Source organism: Streptomyces sp. NPDC004610, from assembly GCF_040609715.1.
Classification (GTDB): Bacteria; Actinomycetota; Actinomycetes; order Streptomycetales; family Streptomycetaceae; genus Streptomyces.
Map to the genome: position 1 here is coordinate 65007 of NZ_JBEXLA010000006.1, position 18423 is coordinate 83429.

19 protein-coding genes and 1 pseudogene are annotated in these 18423 nt (G+C 70.8%); 9 read left to right on the forward strand and 11 right to left on the reverse strand.

Annotated elements, in window-relative coordinates; translation table 11 throughout:
- Positions 1–224: 224 nt before the first annotated feature.
- Positions 225–665 (forward strand): flavin reductase family protein, encoded by a 441-nt coding sequence (locus ABZX40_RS08320; RefSeq protein ID WP_355747887.1) that lies wholly within the window; start codon positions 225–227, stop codon positions 663–665.
- Between the two features lie 243 nt (positions 666–908).
- Here the strand turns inward: ABZX40_RS08320 and ABZX40_RS08325 are convergent, their stop codons facing one another.
- Positions 909–1124, reverse strand: a complete 216-nt coding sequence (locus tag ABZX40_RS08325) for a DUF397 domain-containing protein (RefSeq protein WP_355747836.1) — start codon at positions 1122–1124, stop codon at positions 909–911.
- Complete coding sequence (locus tag ABZX40_RS08330; RefSeq protein ID WP_355747839.1) at positions 1121–1939, reverse strand: helix-turn-helix transcriptional regulator; 819 nt, start codon at positions 1937–1939, stop codon at positions 1121–1123. The genes ABZX40_RS08325 and ABZX40_RS08330 overlap by 4 nt, the downstream gene beginning before the upstream one ends.
- Before the next feature lie 125 nt (positions 1940–2064).
- Between ABZX40_RS08330 and ABZX40_RS08335 the strand changes: the two genes are divergently transcribed.
- The 5 genes from ABZX40_RS08335 (at position 2065) to ABZX40_RS08355 (ending at position 5686) form a co-directional block, all read left to right on the forward strand.
- A complete protein-coding gene (locus tag ABZX40_RS08335) occupies positions 2065–2562 on the forward strand; it encodes a hypothetical protein (RefSeq protein WP_355747842.1) in 498 nt (165 codons plus the stop codon).
- Between the two features lie 258 nt (positions 2563–2820).
- Entirely contained in the window at positions 2821–2985 is a 165-nt protein-coding gene (locus ABZX40_RS08340) for a hypothetical protein (RefSeq protein ID WP_355747845.1), read from the forward strand.
- A 435-nt stretch (positions 2986–3420) separates the two neighbouring features.
- Positions 3421–4539, forward strand: coding sequence for a radical SAM protein (locus tag ABZX40_RS08345; protein WP_355747848.1), 1119 nt, complete (start codon positions 3421–3423; stop codon positions 4537–4539).
- Positions 4540–4716: 177 nt separating this feature from the next.
- Positions 4717–5529, forward strand: coding sequence for a phosphotransferase (locus tag ABZX40_RS08350; RefSeq protein WP_355747851.1), 813 nt, complete (start codon positions 4717–4719; stop codon positions 5527–5529).
- Positions 5530–5566: 37 nt separating this feature from the next.
- On the forward strand, positions 5567–5686 hold the full coding sequence (locus ABZX40_RS08355; RefSeq protein WP_355747890.1) for a flavin reductase: 120 nt from the start codon (positions 5567–5569) through the stop codon (positions 5684–5686).
- 17 nt (positions 5687–5703) lie between these two features.
- Here the strand turns inward: ABZX40_RS08355 and ABZX40_RS08360 are convergent, their stop codons facing one another.
- The 4 genes from ABZX40_RS08360 to lipB all read right to left on the reverse strand — a co-directional run bounded on the left by ABZX40_RS08360 (position 5704) and on the right by lipB (position 8890).
- Positions 5704–6408 carry a DUF4191 domain-containing protein gene (locus ABZX40_RS08360; RefSeq protein WP_355747854.1) on the reverse strand — a complete coding sequence of 235 codons (705 nt, stop codon included), beginning with the start codon at positions 6406–6408 and terminating at the stop codon, positions 5704–5706.
- Between the two features lie 47 nt (positions 6409–6455).
- Positions 6456–6656 carry a hypothetical protein gene (locus ABZX40_RS08365; RefSeq protein WP_355747857.1) on the reverse strand — a complete coding sequence of 67 codons (201 nt, stop codon included), beginning with the start codon at positions 6654–6656 and terminating at the stop codon, positions 6456–6458.
- A gap of 315 nt (positions 6657–6971) precedes the next feature.
- Positions 6972–7937 (reverse strand): lipoyl synthase, encoded by a 966-nt coding sequence (lipA, locus tag ABZX40_RS08370; RefSeq protein WP_355747860.1) that lies wholly within the window; start codon positions 7935–7937, stop codon positions 6972–6974.
- A 152-nt stretch (positions 7938–8089) separates the two neighbouring features.
- Entirely contained in the window at positions 8090–8890 is an 801-nt protein-coding gene (lipB, locus tag ABZX40_RS08375) for a lipoyl(octanoyl) transferase LipB (RefSeq protein ID WP_355747863.1), read from the reverse strand.
- 237 nt (positions 8891–9127) lie between these two features.
- On the opposite strand from lipB, the gene ABZX40_RS08380 reads away from it, so the two are divergent.
- Positions 9128–10567, forward strand: a complete 1440-nt coding sequence (locus tag ABZX40_RS08380) for a regulator (protein ID WP_355747866.1) — start codon at positions 9128–9130, stop codon at positions 10565–10567.
- A 357-nt stretch (positions 10568–10924) separates the two neighbouring features.
- Here ABZX40_RS08380 and ABZX40_RS08385 read toward each other — a convergent pair whose 3' ends face one another.
- Positions 10925–12283, reverse strand: a complete 1359-nt coding sequence (locus ABZX40_RS08385; protein WP_355747869.1) for an NAD(P)/FAD-dependent oxidoreductase — start codon at positions 12281–12283, stop codon at positions 10925–10927.
- A gap of 229 nt (positions 12284–12512) precedes the next feature.
- Positions 12513–13412, reverse strand: a complete 900-nt coding sequence (locus tag ABZX40_RS08390) for a TIGR01777 family oxidoreductase (RefSeq protein ID WP_355747872.1) — start codon at positions 13410–13412, stop codon at positions 12513–12515.
- A 105-nt stretch (positions 13413–13517) separates the two neighbouring features.
- Between ABZX40_RS08390 and ABZX40_RS08395 the strand changes: the two genes are divergently transcribed.
- Positions 13518–14003 carry a GNAT family N-acetyltransferase gene (locus tag ABZX40_RS08395; RefSeq protein ID WP_355747875.1) on the forward strand — a complete coding sequence of 162 codons (486 nt, stop codon included), beginning with the start codon at positions 13518–13520 and terminating at the stop codon, positions 14001–14003.
- Between the two features lie 24 nt (positions 14004–14027).
- Here ABZX40_RS08395 and ABZX40_RS08400 read toward each other — a convergent pair whose 3' ends face one another.
- The gene (locus ABZX40_RS08400) at positions 14028–15212 is read right to left on the reverse strand and encodes a MarP family serine protease (protein WP_355747878.1); all 1185 of its coding nucleotides are present in this window, start codon (positions 15210–15212) and stop codon (positions 14028–14030) included.
- Between the two features lie 295 nt (positions 15213–15507).
- On the opposite strand from ABZX40_RS08400, the pseudogene ABZX40_RS08405 reads away from it, so the two are divergent.
- Positions 15508–16317, forward strand: a pseudogene (locus ABZX40_RS08405) (peptidoglycan recognition protein); the annotation flags it as partial.
- Positions 16318–16582: 265 nt separating this feature from the next.
- On the opposite strand, the gene ABZX40_RS08410 reads toward ABZX40_RS08405, so the two are convergent.
- Positions 16583–17101 carry a DUF4240 domain-containing protein gene (locus ABZX40_RS08410; protein ID WP_355747893.1) on the reverse strand — a complete coding sequence of 173 codons (519 nt, stop codon included), beginning with the start codon at positions 17099–17101 and terminating at the stop codon, positions 16583–16585.
- Positions 17102–17157: 56 nt separating this feature from the next.
- Positions 17158–18141 (reverse strand): WYL domain-containing protein, encoded by a 984-nt coding sequence (locus ABZX40_RS08415; RefSeq protein ID WP_355747881.1) that lies wholly within the window; start codon positions 18139–18141, stop codon positions 17158–17160.
- Positions 18142–18423 lie beyond the last annotated feature (282 nt).

Sequence of the window (18423 nt, forward strand, 5' to 3'; positions counted from 1 at the left end):
TGATGCCGGTGACCCTCTAGCCGCCCCGTGGTCACGGACAGTGAATCGCCGGCGAGGCCGACAGGTGGTGCGCCGTCATGACGGACCAACAGGACCGACAGGTTCCGGACCGGCAGGTTCAGCGAGATCGACCGGGTAGAGCTGATGCAGCCGACAGAGTTGACAGAGCCGAGATACCGGGCATAGCCGAGGCCCAAGTGGCCTCCGACGACTTCCGGGCCGCGATGGCCCGCTTCCCGTCGGGTGTCGTGGTGGTCACCACCCGCTGTCCCGACGGCTCCCCCAGAGGATTCACCGCCAGCTCGTTCTGCTCGGTGTCGCTGGCGCCGCCCATGATCCTGGTCTGTCTGGCGAACTCCGCCGACTCGGCGGCGTCCTTCGCCCGCTGCGACCACTTCGCGGTGAGTGTGCTCTCCCCGGTGCACCGGGGGCTCGCGGTGCGGTTCGCCACCAAGGGCGCCGACAAGTTCGAGGGCGGCGGGCTGCGGCTCAGCCCGCGCGGGCTGCCCACGGTCGAGCGGGCCCTGTCCGAACTGGACTGCGTCCTGCACGCACGTCACCCGGCCGGGGACCATATGGTCCTGATCGGCCGGGTGACGGAGGTACGGCTGGGCGAGGGTTCGCCGATGGTCTACTACGACCGGTCGTTCCGGACGCTGGCGTAGGGCGCCGCCGATGGCTCAGCGGGTGCGGGGCGTACCGCCCTTCGGGAGCTTCATGCCCTTCGGCATCGGTGTCCTGGGCCCACTTCTCCCCGGTGAGAGGGGGCCTGCGGCGCGTCCGGACGGCCTACCCGCCCGGCTGGGATGTGGGCCACCAGGGGCACGACGAGAGCCCCGATCAAGGGCACAGACCGGGGCTCTCAGGGGCGCAGTCCAGGGACCCAGCGGCACGGCCGGGCCACCGGCTCAGACCGTGAGGCCCTTCGCGTGCTCGATGAAGTGGCCCCACGTGTCGGGGGAGAAGGCGAGGGGCTGGCCCTCTGGGTTCTTGGAGTCCCGGACAGGGACGATGCCAGTGGCTATCGCGTAAGCGGGGGACCACTCGAAGCACTGACCACCTTCGCCGCCGCTGTACGTGCTCTTGACCCACTGCGAAACGCCGGGGTCAGGGATGTTGCTCATGTGGTGTAGTCCTTCGCGATTTGTCGGATCAGGGTCAAAGAGTCATCGGGAGACAGCGCAGCGGCACGCAAGCGCTCGTAGGCTGCTTGAGCACTGGCAACGCCCGCTACCGAATCGGACACCTGCCCCAACTCCCTGGTCTCTGAGTACAGGATGACTCTGCCGTCTTCCTGCTTAAGCAGGGTAAACGGATGGGATGAGGCAGGGGCACCAGCGCGGAAGGGGAGAACCTGGACAGTGATGTGCGGCGTAACAGCCTCGGCAAGCAGGTGTTCACACTGCTCGCGCATGACACCACGGGCGCCAACCACCGTGCGTAGGACAGACTCATGAAGGATGACCCACAAGAGCGGTGGCGACGTACGGTCCATTACGTTGTGTCGCTGCGAACGAGCCACCACTCTTGACCTGATCTTGTTGTCACTCTCGCGAGGATATGTTGACCGAAAGGCCGCCTCCGCGTACTCCGGAGTCTGCAACATGCCCATGATGAAAGCGTTGCTGTAGTCCGTGATGCTGGTCGCGACCTTCTCCAGATTCAAGTAGGGCACGAACCATTCAGGATGACCGTGCTGCGAGATCTTGGCCAACAGCCGAGTGAAGTACCCACTGGTGTTGAAGAACCGATCACAGCCTCGGGCGAACTCGGGCGACGGCATGGCTTGACCGTTCTTGACCTTGCTCACGTACGGGGGCTTGTAGCCGGTGAACTCGGCGAGGGCCACGCCTGTCTTGCCCGAGTGTTTGAGAGCCTCCTCCAGCTCCTTCCCGAACCACTCAAGCCCGTTCCCCGGCTCTGACGGCTCGTCGGTCATCAGTTCAACTCCTCACATTTCCAAATGCTTTGGAAACCGGTTCCCCCTGGTGGGTGCACCTCCGAGGGATCACTCTAGGTGTTGCACCACCTGCGAATCCGTAATCCTGGAACCGAGGTACCACCATGTCCGAACCCAGCGAGGAAGCAACGACGACCACCTACGACCGTCCGGCGATCAGGCCCGGCAGCGACTCGACCCGCAACCCCTCTCAGGACGCTTACGAGTCGCTCATGGAACTGCTCGGGCGCATCGGAATCTCCCCGACGTACGCACGCGTCGACTGGGCAGTTGACGATTCCGAGGCGCCCATCCTCGTCGGTCACCTGAATGTGGGGAGCGTGCTTCGGCTCAACCGGGCCCTACGGGCGGTGCTCGAACCGGTCGGCCCGCCGAGCATCCTCGCCGACCGGCCTCACCGTCCGCTGGTGGGGGAGACCGTCGTGGACACGGCCTCGGGCGATCTGGGCGAGGTCACCGGTTACCAGCTCCGGCCACTGGCTCCCGGGGAGCCGTGGACGGCCGACCCGAACAACATTCGACGTCCCGACCGGGACCGTCTGATCCAGGCCCGTATGGCGCGTCTCGACCTGAACCGCCGGTCGGCTCCCCAACTGCTGTGATGTCGGCGCCCCGGTGGTGGGCGTGGGATCTGTGCTGGCTCTGTCGTGAATGGAAGCCGGTCGCATTCATCGGCCCCGTGACTGTCGGCGGCACTACCGCGCCGGGTCTGGCTTGCGAAGCCTGCATCGAGTGGTCGCGCCAGTACGCGCGCTGGCATGCCGAGAGGCACGACGCGCGACCCGCCACCTGACTCCCGCTTCTGTCCGGCTGGCACTCCCGGGCGGAGGCGGGCCATCCACACCAACACGGAGGCATCCATGTCCAATCCGAGCAAACATACGGTCGCTGCCGCGCAGAAGCGGCGGGACGCCGACTCCAAGGCGAACGGGGCTGAGACCCCGAAGGAGCGTCAGGAACAGGTCTCCAACCGTGTCCACATGAAGGCCGCAGCCGAGGGGTTCCGCTGGCCCGGCGGCGACTAGGACCGTCCGGGCCGCTCGGTCGGCGGAGCAGCCCGGACGGGTCTCAGCAGCGCACGCGTGAGGGCGGCCCGAAGCTGCTACGGCACGTGTCCCCACTGGTGACCATCTCGGTCTCCACCCTGATGGGCGTCGTCGTCGGCATCGCTCTCCGGCCCTTTGGCTGATCAAACTCCCGTCCCGTCGGCATGACTCGATGGGCTCCCCCGAGCTGTCAGGCGCCGGCGGGACGGGGCTCCACTCACACCTCCTGCGCCGCTACACGCAGCCACCAAGGCGGCGTGGGGGGCCAGGCGCTCATTCAGCGGGGCGACGGTCGGATTCTCCCGGTCGCACGGGATTACCACGGATCAGCCCCCGGATTCAGCGCGGCCCGCTGGGTCGAGCCCGGCGAGATCCGCTCTCTTGCCCAGGATGTGTGCGTTCACGGAGGAAATCATGCATCAAGTGATCGTGAGTCCCCAGCACAGGAAATTCGTCGCGGTTCGCCCCGGAGCGCGAGGTGCAATGAAGCTCCCCCGCCAGAAGTATGAAGAGCTGCGTGGAGGTGCGGAGAATGACGAGCCGCTGCCCACGTGGTTCACCGAAGCGGCACAAACGTTGTGGGGTATCAGTCTGGTCGGTGCTCCGGCTCCGCAGGCAGTCCTGGTCCGCCCTGAGACGGCTCTCAGCTACAGTCGCGCCACCTGGGAAATCAACAGGGGCTGCAACTTCGCGTGCGACATGTGCGTGGTCTGGAAGCGGCCCTTTGCTGGTCTTCCCATTGCGGAGAAACACCGGCTCCTGGCGATGGTCCGGGACACAGGCGTTCTGTGGTTCCAGTTCACTGGTGGAGAGCCGACCATCGACCCTGACTTCCTGGAGTCATACCGCACGGCTTTCAGCATGGGCATGATGCTGGAGATCCTGACGAATGGGTCTCGGCTCGACCACCCGCCCACGCTGGACGTGCTGACCGAACTGCCGCCGCACAAGATCACGGTCTCTCTGTACGGGGCCACGGCTGAGACTTTCGAGGCCTTGACGCGAACCCGTGGAGCCTACAAGCGCGTGCTTCGAGGGCTGAAGGCCGCCAAGTCCGCCAACCTGCCCCTTGAGCTTTCGCTCATCGTGACTGAGCACAACGCTCATGAGGTCGATGACATGAAGGCCCTGGCTGATGCCCTGGATGTGCCGCACAAGGTCTTCGGCAACATCTCTCCGTCCTACGACGGGGACAGGGGTCCGCTTGACTTCCAGGCCCCCGCATTTGCCGGACGAGAGGAGGTGTTCCGAGGATGCCCCGCAGGGCACACCTTCTATCACCTGGACCCGTTCGGCCTGGCGACGATGTGCAAGGTCGGACGCGAGAACCCCATCGACCTCATGGCGGCCGGGGCCGGGGGTCTCAGGGATCTGCCGCTGATCGCAGACGCCCAGATGCTCCGCACCGGAGGATGCGGCGGTTGCAAGCTGTCGGGCTCGTGCCGGGTGTGCCGGCCGCTGGCCAAGCTCTACCAGAAGGCGCAAGCGCCGCTGGATCAATACTGTCAGCACGGATTCAAGGAGGGCTCATGACCACCGATCCGATCGAGGACGAGGGCACGGACACCGTGCTCCTGGTGGAGGACGTGGAGGAGCTGACCACCGACATCGAAGGCCGGTGCAACGACGACAACCCTTATCGCTAGCGGGCGGCATCCAGCGGAGCCCCGCCTCGGTGGGGCCCCGCTGTGTCAATGGGAGAGTGGACCCATGGCACCCCGCACCACCTTCGAAGAGCTGCCCTCAGCGGTTCGAGCAGCCATCGAGTCCCACACCGGGCGGATTCACTCAGCGAGCCCGGTCGCCTCCGGATTCAACAGCCAGCTCGCGATCCGCCTGCGCTGTGATGCCGGAGATGTGCACGTGAAGGGCCTCCGCTCCGACCACCGTCGGGCATGGACCCAGGGGCGTGAAGCCGAGGTGAACCCGTACCTGAAAGACATCTCCCCGGAACTCCTGTGGAGGGTGAAGGGGAGCGGCTGGGATCTCCTCGGTTTTGACCACATCGCCGGGCACCATGCGGACTACGGCCCTGAATCTCCTGACCTGTCCCGCATGGTCCACCTCCTTGGTCAGCTGAATAGGGTGCAGCTCCCTCCTGTCGAACTGAGAGAAGCCGGTCAGCGACTCAGCGCTTATGTGGATCCATCACAGCGTCGGCTGTTTGAAGGGGACTCCCTGCTTCACACGGATCTGAACAACGAGAATGTTCTGATTCATGGAAATCGTGCATACCTGGTCGACTGGGCCTGGGCCACGAAAGGCGCACCCTGGCTTGACGCGGGATACTGGGTGCTCTGGCTCATGGCCGCAGGAAAGCACAGCGCCGAGCAGGCTGAGAAGTGGGCTTGTCAGGTCCCGTCCTGGGGGGAAGCCGCGCCGAAGGCCCTGGAAGCCTTCGCCCTCGCCAACTCTCGACTGTGGCATGAGATCGGTGGGGACGCCCCTGACTCCTGGACCTCTCGCATGATCCAGGCTTCCGAGGAGTGGTTGCAGCACCGGCAAGGGCTCTCCGAGAAATGACCTGAGTCAGGCACACCCAACGGCTCCACACCGCGTCCTGCACGCACGTCACCCGGCCGGGGACCATATGGTCCTGATCGGCCGGGTGACGGAGGTACGGCTGGGCGAGGGCTCGCCGATGGTCTACTACGACCGGTCGTTCCGGACGCTGGCGTAGGGCGCGCCGCCGATGGCTCAGCGGGTGCGGGGCGTGCCGCCCTTCGGGAGCTTCATGCCCTTCGGCATCGGTCCCTTCGGCAGTGGCATGTTGCTCATCAGGTCGCCCATCGCGCGCAGCCGGTCGTTGGTGGCGGTCACCTGGGGGCCGGTCAGCACCCGGGGCAGCTTCAGCATCGTGGTGCGCAGCTTCTTCAGCTCGGTCTGGCCCTCGCCGGTGCCCACGATCACATCGTGCACCGGTACATCGGCCACGACCCGGTTCATCTTCTTCTTCTCGGCGGCCAGCAGGCTCTTGACCCGGTTCGGGTTGCCCTCGGCGACCAGGACGATGCCGGCCTTGCCGACCGCCCGGTGCACCACGTCCTGGCTGCGGTTCATCGCCACCGCGGGGGTCGTGGACCAGCCCCGGCCGATGTTGTCGAGCACCGCCGCGGCGGCGCCCGGCTGGCCCTCCATCTGCCCGAAGGCGGCCCGCTCGGCCCGGCGCCCGAACACGATCGCCGTCCCGAGGAAGGCGAGCAGCAGGCCCAGGATGCCGAGATAGATGGGGTGACCGATCAAGAATCCGATCGCGAGGAAGACACCGAGGATGCCGATTCCGACAGCCGCGAGCACCAGACCGATCTTCTTGTCGGCCCTGCGGGTCATCTTGTAGGTCAGAGCGATCTGTTTCAGTCGCCCGGGGTTCGCGGCGTCCGCCGCGGATTCCTTCCTCGCCATGCCACGAAGTCTACGTGTCTCCCGCGCCGCCTTCGACGGCGGTGCGGTCAGGAGCGGGCGGCGAAGGTCTGGTCGAGGACGCGCTGGGCCTCGACCCGGTCCTTGGCGCGGCGGCGGTCCTCCAGGACGGAGGTCCAGGCGTTGCGCCGGGCGGTGCGCTGGCCGCCGCTCATGAGCAGCGACTCGACGGCCCGCAGGGCGGTGGTGAACGACGGGATCGCCGTCGCGCGGACAGGCGCGGCCTGCATGGTGGTCCCCCTACTGGATGGGCTGGTGAGCCGGGTGAGCTGGTGAGCCGGATGAGCTGGATGGCTGTGGAAACGGGAGTTCGAGCTGTGGGTACAGCGTCACTGCTTGGTGTTACCAGGGCGTGACCGACCGGTCAAACACCAATGAAACCTGGATAAGGACCCCGCGCACGCCGACGCGGCCCCGGCGTACGCCCTCATCTGGGCGGACGGCCGGGGCCGCGTCGTACGGTGTTCTACTACTCGGTAGTCACTTGTGCGCGAATTCACACGCCTGCCGCAACCCGCGGTGCGGCACCCCCGGCTGACCCCTCCTCAGACGGCCTGCACCGCGATGAACGCACCCCGCTTCTCGACGGCCATCTGGTACAGCCGCCCGGCGCGGTAGGAGGAGCGGACCAGCGGGCCGGACATGACGCCGGAGAAGCCGATCTCCTCGGCCTCCTGCTTCAGCTCCACGAACTCCTGCGGCTTGACCCAGCGCTCCACCGGGTGGTGGCGGACCGAGGGGCGCAGGTACTGGGTGATGGTGACCAGCTCGCAGCCCGCGTCGTGCAGCTGGCGCAGCGCGTCGCTGACCTCCTCGCGGGTCTCGCCCATGCCGAGGATCAGATTGGACTTGGTGACCAGGCCGAAGTCCCGGGCGGCGGTGATCACCTTCAGGGAGCGGTCGTAGCGGAAGCCGGGGCGGATGCGCTTGAAGATCCGCGGGACGGTCTCGACATTGTGCGCGAAGACCTCGGGGCGGGACGAGAAGACCTCCGCCAGCTGCTCCGGCACCGCGTTGAAGTCGGGAGCGAGCAGCTCCACCTTGGTCCGCCCGGCCTCGCGCTCCGCGGTCTGGGCGTGGATCTGGCGCACGGTCTCCGCGTACAGCCAGGCGCCGCCGTCGGCCAGGTCGTCGCGGGCGACGCCGGTGATGGTGGCGTAGTTCAGGTCCATGGTGACGACCGACTCGCCGACCCGGCGGGGCTCGTCCCGGTCGAGGGCCTCGGGCTTGCCGGTGTCGATCTGGCAGAAGTCGCAGCGCCGGGTGCACTGGTCGCCGCCGATGAGGAAGGTCGCCTCGCGGTCCTCCCAGCACTCGTAGATGTTGGGGCAGCCGGCTTCCTGGCAGACCGTGTGCAGACCCTCGCTCTTCACCAGGTTCTGCATCTTGGTGTACTCGGGGCCCATTTTCGCCCGCGTCTTGATCCACTCGGGCTTGCGCTCGATGGGGGTCTGGGCGTTGCGGACCTCCAGGCGCAGCATCTTGCGTCCGTCGGGTGAGACTGCGGACACGACCGGCTCCCTAGTCATTCGGTGGTGGTGCGGCGAATCGGTTTCGTGGTGCGGCGAATCGGTTTCGGTGGTGCGGCGGTGTTCTCCGGGCCGCCGCGGTGTTTCTGTGGTACGGCGACTTTTCAGGGTACGCCCGACCGTGTGCGCGGGTGCTACGCCGCCGGAGTCGTCTCGATCACGCGCGGTTTCGGGTCCGCCTGCTCCAGGACGTCGCGCAGATGGCGCTCCACCACCGGGACGACCTCCTCGACCGTCACGTCCCGGCCCAGCTCGCTCGCCAGGGACGCCACCCCGGCGTCCCGGATGCCGCACGGGATGATCCGGTCGAACCACTGGTTGTCGGGGTTCACATTGAGCGCGAAGCCATGCATGGTGACGCCCTTGGCGACCCGGATGCCGATGGCCGCGATCTTGCGGTCCTCGCGGCGCTGCCCCGCGTTGGAGGGCGCGTACTCCGGGCCGTTCAGCCGGGCGTCGAACTCGTCGTCGGCCAGCCGGGGATCGAAGTCCAGGGCGAGCCCGCCCAGCGCCGGGCGCCGCTCCACCGGGTCGCCCAGCACCCACACCCCGCTGCGGCCCTCGATGCGGGTGGTGTCCAGACCGAACTCGGCGCAGACCCGGATCAGGGCCTCCTCCAGCCGCCGGACATGCGCGACCACGTCCACCGGGCGGGGCAGCTTCTGGATCGGGTAGCCCACGAGCTGGCCCGGACCGTGCCAGGTGATCTTGCCGCCCCGGTCCACATCGACGACCGGCGTGCCGTCCAGGGGCCGCTCGCTGTCCGCGGTGCGCCGTCCGGCGGTGTAGACGGGCGGGTGCTCCAGCAGCAGTACGGTGTCCTCGATCTCGTCGGCGAAGCGCGCCGCGTGCACCCGGCGCTGCTCGTCCCACGCCTCCTGGTACTCGACGGCGTCCGCGCCGAATCCCAAGCGGACGAACCGCAATCCACTCACGGCAAGCGCCTCCCTAGGGCGATCCATGTGCCAGGCACGTAATGCGCTCACGCCACTGTACGTCCGCCCCCCGCGCGTCAGCCCTTGAGGCAATCCTCACACGATCGGATGAAAGCACGCGGAAGTGTGCGAGCGGCTGGCTACCCTCCGCTACATTCGCGCCGTTCATGAGGCCATAAGGGCTGCTCACAGGCAATCCGGGCCCTTCGGCCCGGAAGGCAGGAGATCGCACCGCAGATGACGGAACGACCCGCGCAGCGCACTCCCAACCGCCAGCTCGCCGCGCTCATCGCAGAAGCGGGGTTCTCCAACGCAGGTCTCGCCCGTCGAGTCGACCAGCTCGGTCTTGAGCACGGCCTCGACCTCAGATACGACAAGACATCCGTCACCCGCTGGCTCCGCGGCCAGCAGCCGCGCGGCACCACCCCCGCGCTCATCGCCGAGGTCTTCACCCGCCGCCTCGGCCGCCGGCTCACCGCCCAGGACCTCGGCCTGGACGCCTGCGCACCCGTCTACGCCGGGCTGGAGTTCGCAGGCAGTCCCGACGAGGCGGTGGACATCGTCGGCGGGCTGTGGCGCAAGGACTCCGGCAGCCACGCCGAACTCCGCAAGATCGCCTTCACCGCGGCCGGGCTGGTGGTCCCCAGCCGGGACTGGCTGATCGGCAAGCCCGACGACCGGGTGGCCCGCGCGGAGCCGCCGCCGAGGGTGCCGGTGCAGGCCGCCCGGCCCGGTGTGCCCAAGCAGCGCGGCCAGGGCGACCGCGGCCCCCGCCACAAGGTCTCCGGCGGGGACATCGCCGCCCTGCGCTCGGTCGCCGATCTGTTCCGCGCCCTGGACCACATGTACGGCGGCGGCCACGCCCGGCAGGCCCTGGTGCGCTATCTGGAGCACGAGTGCGAGCCGATGCTGCGCGGCACCTACGGCGAACAGACCGGCCGCCGGCTGTTCAGCGCCGCCGCGGATCTCACCCGGCTCGCGGGCTGGACGTCGTACGACATCGCCGCGCACGGGCTCGCCCAGCGGTACTTCGTGCAGGCGCTGCGGCTCGCGCAGGCGGCGGGGGACCGGGGGTACGGCTCGTACGTCCTGGTCACCATGAGCCGGCAGGCCGTCTATCTCGGCCACGGGCGGGAGGCCGTACAGCTCGCGCGGGTGGCCCAGCAGGGGGTCGGCGGGGTGGCTCCGCCGGTGGTGCAGGCGCTGCTGCACGCGGCGGAGGCGCGCGGGCACGGGGTGCTCGGCGAGGTACGGGCCTGCACCGCGTCCCTGGTACGGGCCGAACGCGCGCTGGAGGCGGCGCGGCCCGGGGACGAGGTGCCGCACTGGGCGCGGTTCTTCGACGAGGCACAGCTCGCCGATGAGCTGGGGCACTCGCACCGGGATCTCCAGCAGTTCCGGGCGGCGGCGCAGCATGCGGAGAGGTCGTTGCAGCTGAGGGCTCCCGCCTTTGCCCGGAGTCGGTTGTTCTGCCGGGTGGTGCTGGCGACGGCGCGGCTGGGGTTGGGGGAGCTGGAGCAGGCGTGCCAGTTGGCGGCGGAGGCCGCTGGGCAGGCTGCGGAGATGCGGTCTGTGCGGGCGTTGGAGTATGTGCGGGATTTCGAGCGGCGGTTGGAGCCGTATAAGGATGCGGCGCCGGTGAGGGGGTATCGGGAGCGGGTGGCGGGGTTGGGGTAGGGGGTGGGGTATGGGGGTGGGGGTTGTCGGTCGGGTGCGGGTGGGTGGGGGCTGGTTGCGCAGTTCCCCGCGCCCCTGGGAGGGGTGGTGGGGGTTGGTGGTCGGGTGGCCGCCGTCGGGGGCTGATCGCGCAGTTCCCCGCGCCCCTGGGAGGGGGGTGGTGGGGGTTGGTGGTCGGGTGGCGGCTGTTGGTGGCTGGGCGCGCAGTTCCTCGCGCCCCTGAGGGGGTTGGGGTTGTGGTGGGTTGGGGGGTCCCCGTGCTTCTCAGGGGGGTGGTCTCGGCGTCCTTTGGGGGCGCGGGGAACTGCGCGATCGGCCACCCGCCCGCCGTCAGCCGTATGACGAGCCCCGTCATCCTTACGCCGCGCGAGCCGTCGGTGTTGGGTCCGCGCTGTGGAGGGATCCGGTGTCGCCCAGGTCGCCTACGATCGCTGCTGCCGCCCGGCGGCCCGAGTGCAGGGCGCCCTGGACCGTGCTCGTGTCCCGGTGGTCGCCGCACACGTACAGGCCCGCCATCACCCGCACCGGACGCCGTAGGTCGTGGGGCGCCCGCATCGCCGGGACGGCCTCCGCGGTGTGGTGGACGGCCAGGGTCTCCCAGTGCCGGGTCTCCATCCCGTACAGCCGCGACAGATGGGACTTCACCGCCGCCTCCAGGTCGGCCGGGGGCGCCCCCAGGACCGTCGAGGAGATCAGCGCGCGGCCCTGTGGCGCCCGGGTCGGGTCCACCGCGCTGACCACCGCCGTGTGGGCCACCGGACCGCCCCGGTCGGCGTCCAGGAGCAGCGCGGTGCCGGTGCGGGGCGGTTCGTCGGTGGTGTGGTGCAGGACCGTCACCGGGTGGAAGTCCGGCACCCGCAGCCCCGGCAGCAGATCCGCCGCGCTGCGCGCGTCCGTCGCCAGCAGCACCGCCCGGCACCGGAACTCGCCGTGCTCCGCGGTGGTCACCGAGGTCGTGGAGACGGCGGTGGCCCGGACCCCGGTGTGCAGGGTCCCCGGCGGCAGGGTCCGGGCGAGGAGTTCCGGGAGGGCCTCCGCGCCTCCCTCCGGCAGACAGAGCCGCCCCGCCGCGAAGGCCCGCAGCGCGAGGTCGGCGCACCGGCTGGACGTGGTCAGCTCCGGGTCGCACAGCAGCGCGGCGAGCAGCGGACGCAGAAAGCCGTCGACGGTACGGGCGGGCAGCCCGCGCGCGGCGAGGGCCTGACCGGCGGGCGCCTCCGGGCGGGCCAGCACCCGTTCCACCGGCGTCGCGGCGAGCCGGGCCAGCGCGGTGCGCAGCCGGGCGTGATCGACGGCGGTGCCCAGCGGACGGGGCAGGGCGGCCGGGGATCGGGGCAGCGGCTGGGAGCGCGGGGCGGTCGCCAGGGCGCGTACCGCGTGAAGTGCGCCCCTTGCGCTCCCTCCGTTCGCCGGGGTGCCCGTGCGGTGCAGTCGGCCGTCACTGTGCAGCAGCACGCCCGGGGCGAACGGCCGGAGCACCAGACCGTCCAGGCCCGGGGTCCGGCGCAGTTCCGGGAACGCGGTGGACAGCAACTGGCCGATCCGGTCGAGACGGAACCCGTCGACCTTCTCCGTCGCCATCCGGCCCCCCACCCACGGGGCGGCCTCCAGTACGGCGGTCGACACTCCTGCGCTGGTCAGCCTGTGCGCGGCGGAGAGCCCGGCGACCCCGGCTCCCACCACGACGACATCCGCCTGATACGCGGGCTGAAGCACGTGCCCCTCCCTGAGGTCGCGCGGCCGGTGGAGTCCTCATGCCCCGTGGCCGCCGGGAAAATCCGGGTTCAGATCGAGGGTAGGCAGGCGATCTTCCCAGGTCAGTCGCGCACGCACAGGGTCACGGTCGCACAGAGGTGGCATACGGAGGCAGAGGGGGGCAAGGGGCGGGTTGTCCGGCGGCTGACGGAGAGCGGGGGTTGCCCGCCCGCCCCCCTGCTCCTCCCCCCTAGCGGAGCGCCGCCCGTACCGCGTCCTCGATGCCCGGGAACGCGAACACGAACCCCGACTCCAGCAGGCGCCCCGGCAGGACCCGCTGGCTGCCCAGGACATCGCCGGACATCTCGCCCAGCACCGCCCGCAGTACGGGGGAGGGGACCGGGAACCGGGCCGGGCGGTGCAGCACCCGGGCCATCGCCTCGGTGATCTCACGGTTCGTCAGCGGCTCGGGGGCGGTGAGGTTGAACGGGCCGGACAGATCGTCGCGGTCCAGCAGATGCCGGAGCGCGGCCACCTCGTCGTGCAGGGCGATGAAGGACCAGTACTGCCTGCCGTCCCCGAGGCGTCCGCCCAGCCCCGCCTTGAAGAGCGGGAACAGCCGGGCCCACGCCCCGCCCTCCCGCGCCACCACCAGCCCGGTCCGGGCGAACACCGTCCGCACCCCGGCCCGCTCCGCCGGAGCCGCCGCCGCCTCCCAGTCCACGCACATCTGAGGCAGGAACCCGGTGCCGGCCGGCGCGCTCTCGTCCACCGCGCGGTCGCCGGTCAGCCCGTAGAAGCCCATCGCGCTGCCGTTCACGAACACCCGCGGCGGCACCTCCAGCGCGGCGACCGCCTCGGCCAGTGCCGTGGTGCCCCCGATCCGGCTGCGCCGCAGCCGCGCCTTGTAGGCGTCCGACCAGCGCCGGTCGCCCACCCCGGCGCCCGCCAGGTTCACCACCGCCGTACAGCCCTCAAGGCCCGCCGTGTCCACGCGGCCCGCCTCCGGGTCCCAGCGGACCTCGTCCCCGCCGCGCGGCTCGCGCCGCACCAGCCGTACCACCTCATGACCGTCGGCGGTCAGGGAGCGGACCAGGGAGCCACCGATCAGACCGGACGCACCGGCCACCGCGATACGCGAACGTTCCATGCGGTCATTGTCCTCACCGGGCTCGGGACGGCACACGTCACGGGGCCCTCGCGGCGGTGTGAAATCCGCGGGCCCGGTGCGGCGGGCGGTCGTACAGTGATCCGCATGCCCGCACCGCACATACGCCATGCCCTGCCCGAGGACGAGCCCGCGCTCATCCGGCTCGACCGGGAGAGCTGGTCCCCGCAGCACGCGGTGAGCCCGCGTCCGGAGGCCGACCAGCCCTTCTTCGGCAAGCGCAGCGGCCCGCTCGACCACTTCGTCGCCGAACTCGACGGACAGGTCGTCGGCTATGTCCGGATCGGGTTCCCCACCGAACTCGCCTCCAATGCCCATGTGCGCCAGATCCGCGGGCTCGCCGTCGCCGAGGAGGCCCGCGGGCACGGCATCGGGCGGGCGCTGGTGCGGGCCGCCGTCGAGGAGGCCCGCATCCGGGGCGCCCGCCGGATCTCCCTGCGCGTCCTCGGCCACAACACCGCCGCCCGCGCGCTCTACGCGTCCGAGGGGTTCGTGGTCGAGGGCGTCCAGCCGGAGGAGTTCTTCCTCGACGGGAGCTATGTGGACGACGTGCTCATGGCACGGTCGCTCTAGCGCCGAGGCGCGTGTCGGCGGCGGTCACGTCGTCACCACCTCACCGGTGTCCACCGGGGCCGTCGCGCTCGCCGCGCGCTGCGCGTCCGGCGAGACCTCCGCCGCCGTCAGCACATATCCCGTCCGCGCGTCCGAGGTGGAGCGGGCGAAGACCACGCCGAACACCCGGCCGTCCGTGGTCAGCAGCGGGCCGCCCGAGTTGCCGGGCCGGACCGTGGAGCGGATCGAGTAGATCTCCCGGGTGACGGTCGCGTCGCTGTAGATGTTCTGCCCGCGCGCGTCCACCCGGCTCGCGACCGTCGCCGCCTGGAGATCCAGACCGCCGTCCTGCGGATAACCGGCGACCACCGCCGCGTCCCCGCGCGCGGCCTCGTCGTCGAAGGACAGCACCGGCGCGGTCAGCCCCGGTACGTACAGGACCGCCACGTCCTTGTCCGGGTCGAACAGCACCACCCGCGCCTCGTACGCCCGCCCGACGCCGCCGACCCGGACCGTCGGCGCGTCGATACCGGCCACCACATGGGCGTTGGTCATCACCCGCTCCCGCGCGTACACGAACCCGCTGCCCTCGCGGCCCTGGTCGCCCACCACGCCCTCCACCTTGACCGTGCTGCGCTGGGCGGCGGTGGTCGCGGCGGCCGTGACACTGTCGCCGGACGGCTCGGCCACCTCCGCCGTCGACTCGTTCTCGAACGGGTTGAAGACCTGCGGGAAACCCGCCTCGGTCAGTGCCGAGGTGGCCCCCGAGAACCAGGCCGGAGTGGTGTCCGGCATCACGCCCTGGACCGTGCCCAGCAGCCGGGAGTCGCGGATCGCGGTGGTCAGCAGCGGTGACGACGAGGCCGCCAGCACACTCGCCGCGACCCAGGCCACGATCACCACCGCCACCGAGTTGGCGACCGCGCCGCCCACTCCGTCGGCCACCCGGAGCGGCCCCCGGTCCAGCTCGTGCCGCAGCCGCAGCGCCAGCCGCCCGGCCAGCTCATGGCCCACCACGGCCGGCACCAGCACCGTGCACACCGCCGTCACCGTCGCCGCCGTCGTACCCGGCGAGACCAGGTCCATCACCCACGGCAGGATCCACACACCGATCGCCGCGCCGCCCACGAACCCGGCCAGCGACACGCAGCCGGCCACCAGCCCTCTGCGGTACCCGGAGGCCGCGTACACCACGATCACCACAAGCAGCAGAATGTCGAGCAGGTCCATGTGTGCCGCCCTTCGCTCGGACCGTGCGCACCCATTCCCACGCGCGCCACGGGACCGGTGATCAGCGCCGCCCGCGATCGGCCGGACACCGTCTGTACCGCGGAAAACGTCGCGGACCGGGACGATGGTTCCACCAGGTGGCACAGCACACATCGCGGACGGTCCGGCGGGCACCCAGAGTGGGATCATGCGTGCCCCCTCCTGGCGCAACGCCGCACACGGCGTCGTGCGGCGCTCCCGTGACGTGTCACGCCGGTCCCGGGACGCCCTACGGCGCTACGGCGGCCCGCGCGCGATGTCCCGGCTGCCGCGCCTGCCCCGGCTGCCCCGCCCGCCCCGTCTCCCTCCGGTCCGGCTGCCCCGCGCCGCCGTCCTCGCCCTGGCCTGTCTGCCCGGGGCCGCCGCCGTCACCGTGCTCGGACTGTGCGCCCGGGGCGTCGAACGCGAGGGCACGGAGCAGGCCGTCCGCGAGGTCGCCGCCCGGCCCGCCACGCACGGCGCGCCCCGGCCGTCGATCCTGCCCCGCTCGGCCTGGCTCGCCGCCCCCGAGGCCCCCGGCCGCCCCACACCCCGCTACGACGACAAGGTCGTCGCCGTCTTCGTGCACCACACCGACTCGCCCAACGGCTACGACTGCGCCGACACCCCCGACATCATCCGCGCCCTGTCCGCCGGACAGACCGGCGTCCGCGACTGGGACGACATCGGCTACAACTTCCTCGTCGACCGCTGCGGGGTCGTCTACGAGGGCCGCGCGGGCGGCATCACCCGGGCCGTCACCGGCGCCCACACCCAGGGCTTCAACCACCGCACCGCCGGGATCGCCGCGATCGGCACCTTCACCGCCGGCGCGGAGGTGCCGCAGGCGATGACCGACGCCATCGCCGGGCTCGCCGCCTGGAAACTGGGACTGGCCGGGGCCGACCCCCGGGGCAGGGTCAAGCTGGTCTCCAGCAACAGTCTCAGCCGGTACGTCTCCGGCACCCCGGCGGTGCTTCCGGCCGTCGCCGGGCACAACGACGGCTTCATGACCAGTTGCCCCGGCGCCGCGCTGACGGCCCGCCTGCCGGAGATCCGGGAACGCGCGGCCCGCCTCCAGGGCCGCGCCCCGGCACCGGGCCTGCGGCCGGGTGAACCGACGACGGGCGCGTCCGCGGGGCCGAGCGTGGTGCCGCCGCTGGGGGCGGTGCCGTCGAGTGCGGTGGCAGGGAGTGTGGTGCCGTCGAGCGCCGTGTCGTCGAGTGCCGTGTCGTCTAGTACCGCGCCGTCGAGTGCCGTGCCTTCTGGGATCCCGTTGCTGAGGGCGGGGATCGAGCCCGTCAATCCGGGGCTGCTTCTCAAACCGGGAACCCCCGCTCCCGGCCCTACTCCTACTCCTTGAAGCGGTCCCACAGCCGGGGATAGCGCTCGGCCAGCACCCGCTCGTTCTCGAAGTCGACCGGCGTGCCCTCCGGCTCGGAGGGCGCCGGGGCGATCCCCAGATCCGGTGCCACCGTGCCGGTGAGCTGCTCGTACGCCTCGTCCGCCGCGTACCCCAGCTCCTCCCCGTCGCCGTCGATCTCCTCGTCGAAGTCGTCCAGGAGATCGGCCAGCGCGTCCGGGTCGTGCAGGGCGCCCTCGTACACCTCCCGGCCCTGGCCGATCAGCCAGCAGCGGAAGAAGTCGAAGGCGTCGTCGCTGACGCCGTCCAGCAGCACCCAGGCGGCACCCCACAGATCCCAGCGGTAGGCGCGGTTGTAGCGGGCCTCGAAATGCCGGGCGAAGTCCAGGACCAGATCGGGCTCCAACTGCAGCAGCCGGTCGACCAGCACGTCGGCCTGCTCGTCAGGGTCGCCCTCGGCGGCCTCGCGGGTGGCGTCCACCAGCTCCCAGAACTCCGTCTCGTCCATCACGCCACAAGCATCGGGCCTCGGCGCCGGAGCCGCACGCGGAGTGGGGCGGATCGTTATCGACCGGCGCCCGCGCGATACAGCGCCGCCTGCCGTCCGGCGTCCCTGGCGAACCGTTTGCGCAGCGCCGCCGGGGCCACCACCTCCACCTCCGGACCGAGCGCCGTCAGCTGGGTGTGGGCGACCTCCTCGGACTCCACCCGCAGGGTGACCGTGGCCCACCCCCGCTCGTCCGGCTCCGCCGCCTCCAGCACGTCCCGCGCCGCCACCGGGTCCACGACATGCGGCAGTCTCCGCAGCCCCTCCGCCGACAGCCGGACGACGATCTCGGCGCGCAGCAGCGAACGGGCGAACCGCAGCGCCTGCTCCGCCCAGAACCCCGGCAGATCGAACCCCTCGTCCCGGACGAACCGCTCCGCGCCCGGCTCGATCGCGGTGAACCGGTCGATCCGGTACGTCCGGAAGGTCCCCGGCTCCGCGACCCGCGCGCACAGATACCAGACCCCCGCCTTCAGCACGAGCCCGTACGGCTCCAGCAGCCGCTCCACCTCGCCGTCCCCGCGCCGGTAGCGGGCGGTGACCTCCCGGTCGTCCCACACCGCGTCCGCGACGGCGGGCAGCAGCGGGGGCGTCGGAGGCTCACGGAACCAGTTCGGGGCGTCCAGATGGAACCGCTGCGCCGCGGTACGGGACGCGTCCCGCAGGGACGGCAGCAGCGCGGCCGACACCTTCAGCCGGGCCGCGGAGGCCGCGTCCTCCAGCCCCATCTCGCGCAGCGCGCCCGGCACGCCCGACAGGAACAGCGCCTCGGCCTCGCTGCGGGCGAGCCCCGTCAGCCGGGTGCGGTATCCGCCGATCAGGCGGTATCCGCCGGCCCGGCCCCGGTCCGCGTACACCGGGACGCCCGCCTCCGACAGGGCCTGCGCGTCCCGCGTCACGGTCCGCTCCGACACCTCCAGCTCCCGCGCCAGCTCGGCGGCGGTCATGGAGGGGCGGGACTGGAGCAGCAGAACCATTTTGATGAGACGGGCAGCGCGCATGGGTCACATGATGGGGGAGCGTCGGGAGACGGGGGTGGGTTTTCGGGTGCGGGTTGGGTCGTGGCCGGTCGCGCAGTTCCTCCCCCAGAGGGGGTACCCCCAGCGCCCCTAAAGACGAGGCCCGCCCACGGCGCCGGTCTTTTTGCGGGGAGCGCCGGGAGGCGGGTGCGGGTGCGTTGTGGCCGGTCGCGCAGTTCCCCGCGCCCCTGAAAGACGCGCGCGTCTTCTAGGGGCGCGGGGAACTGCGCGACCAGCCCCCACCGACCCGCACCCGAATTACTA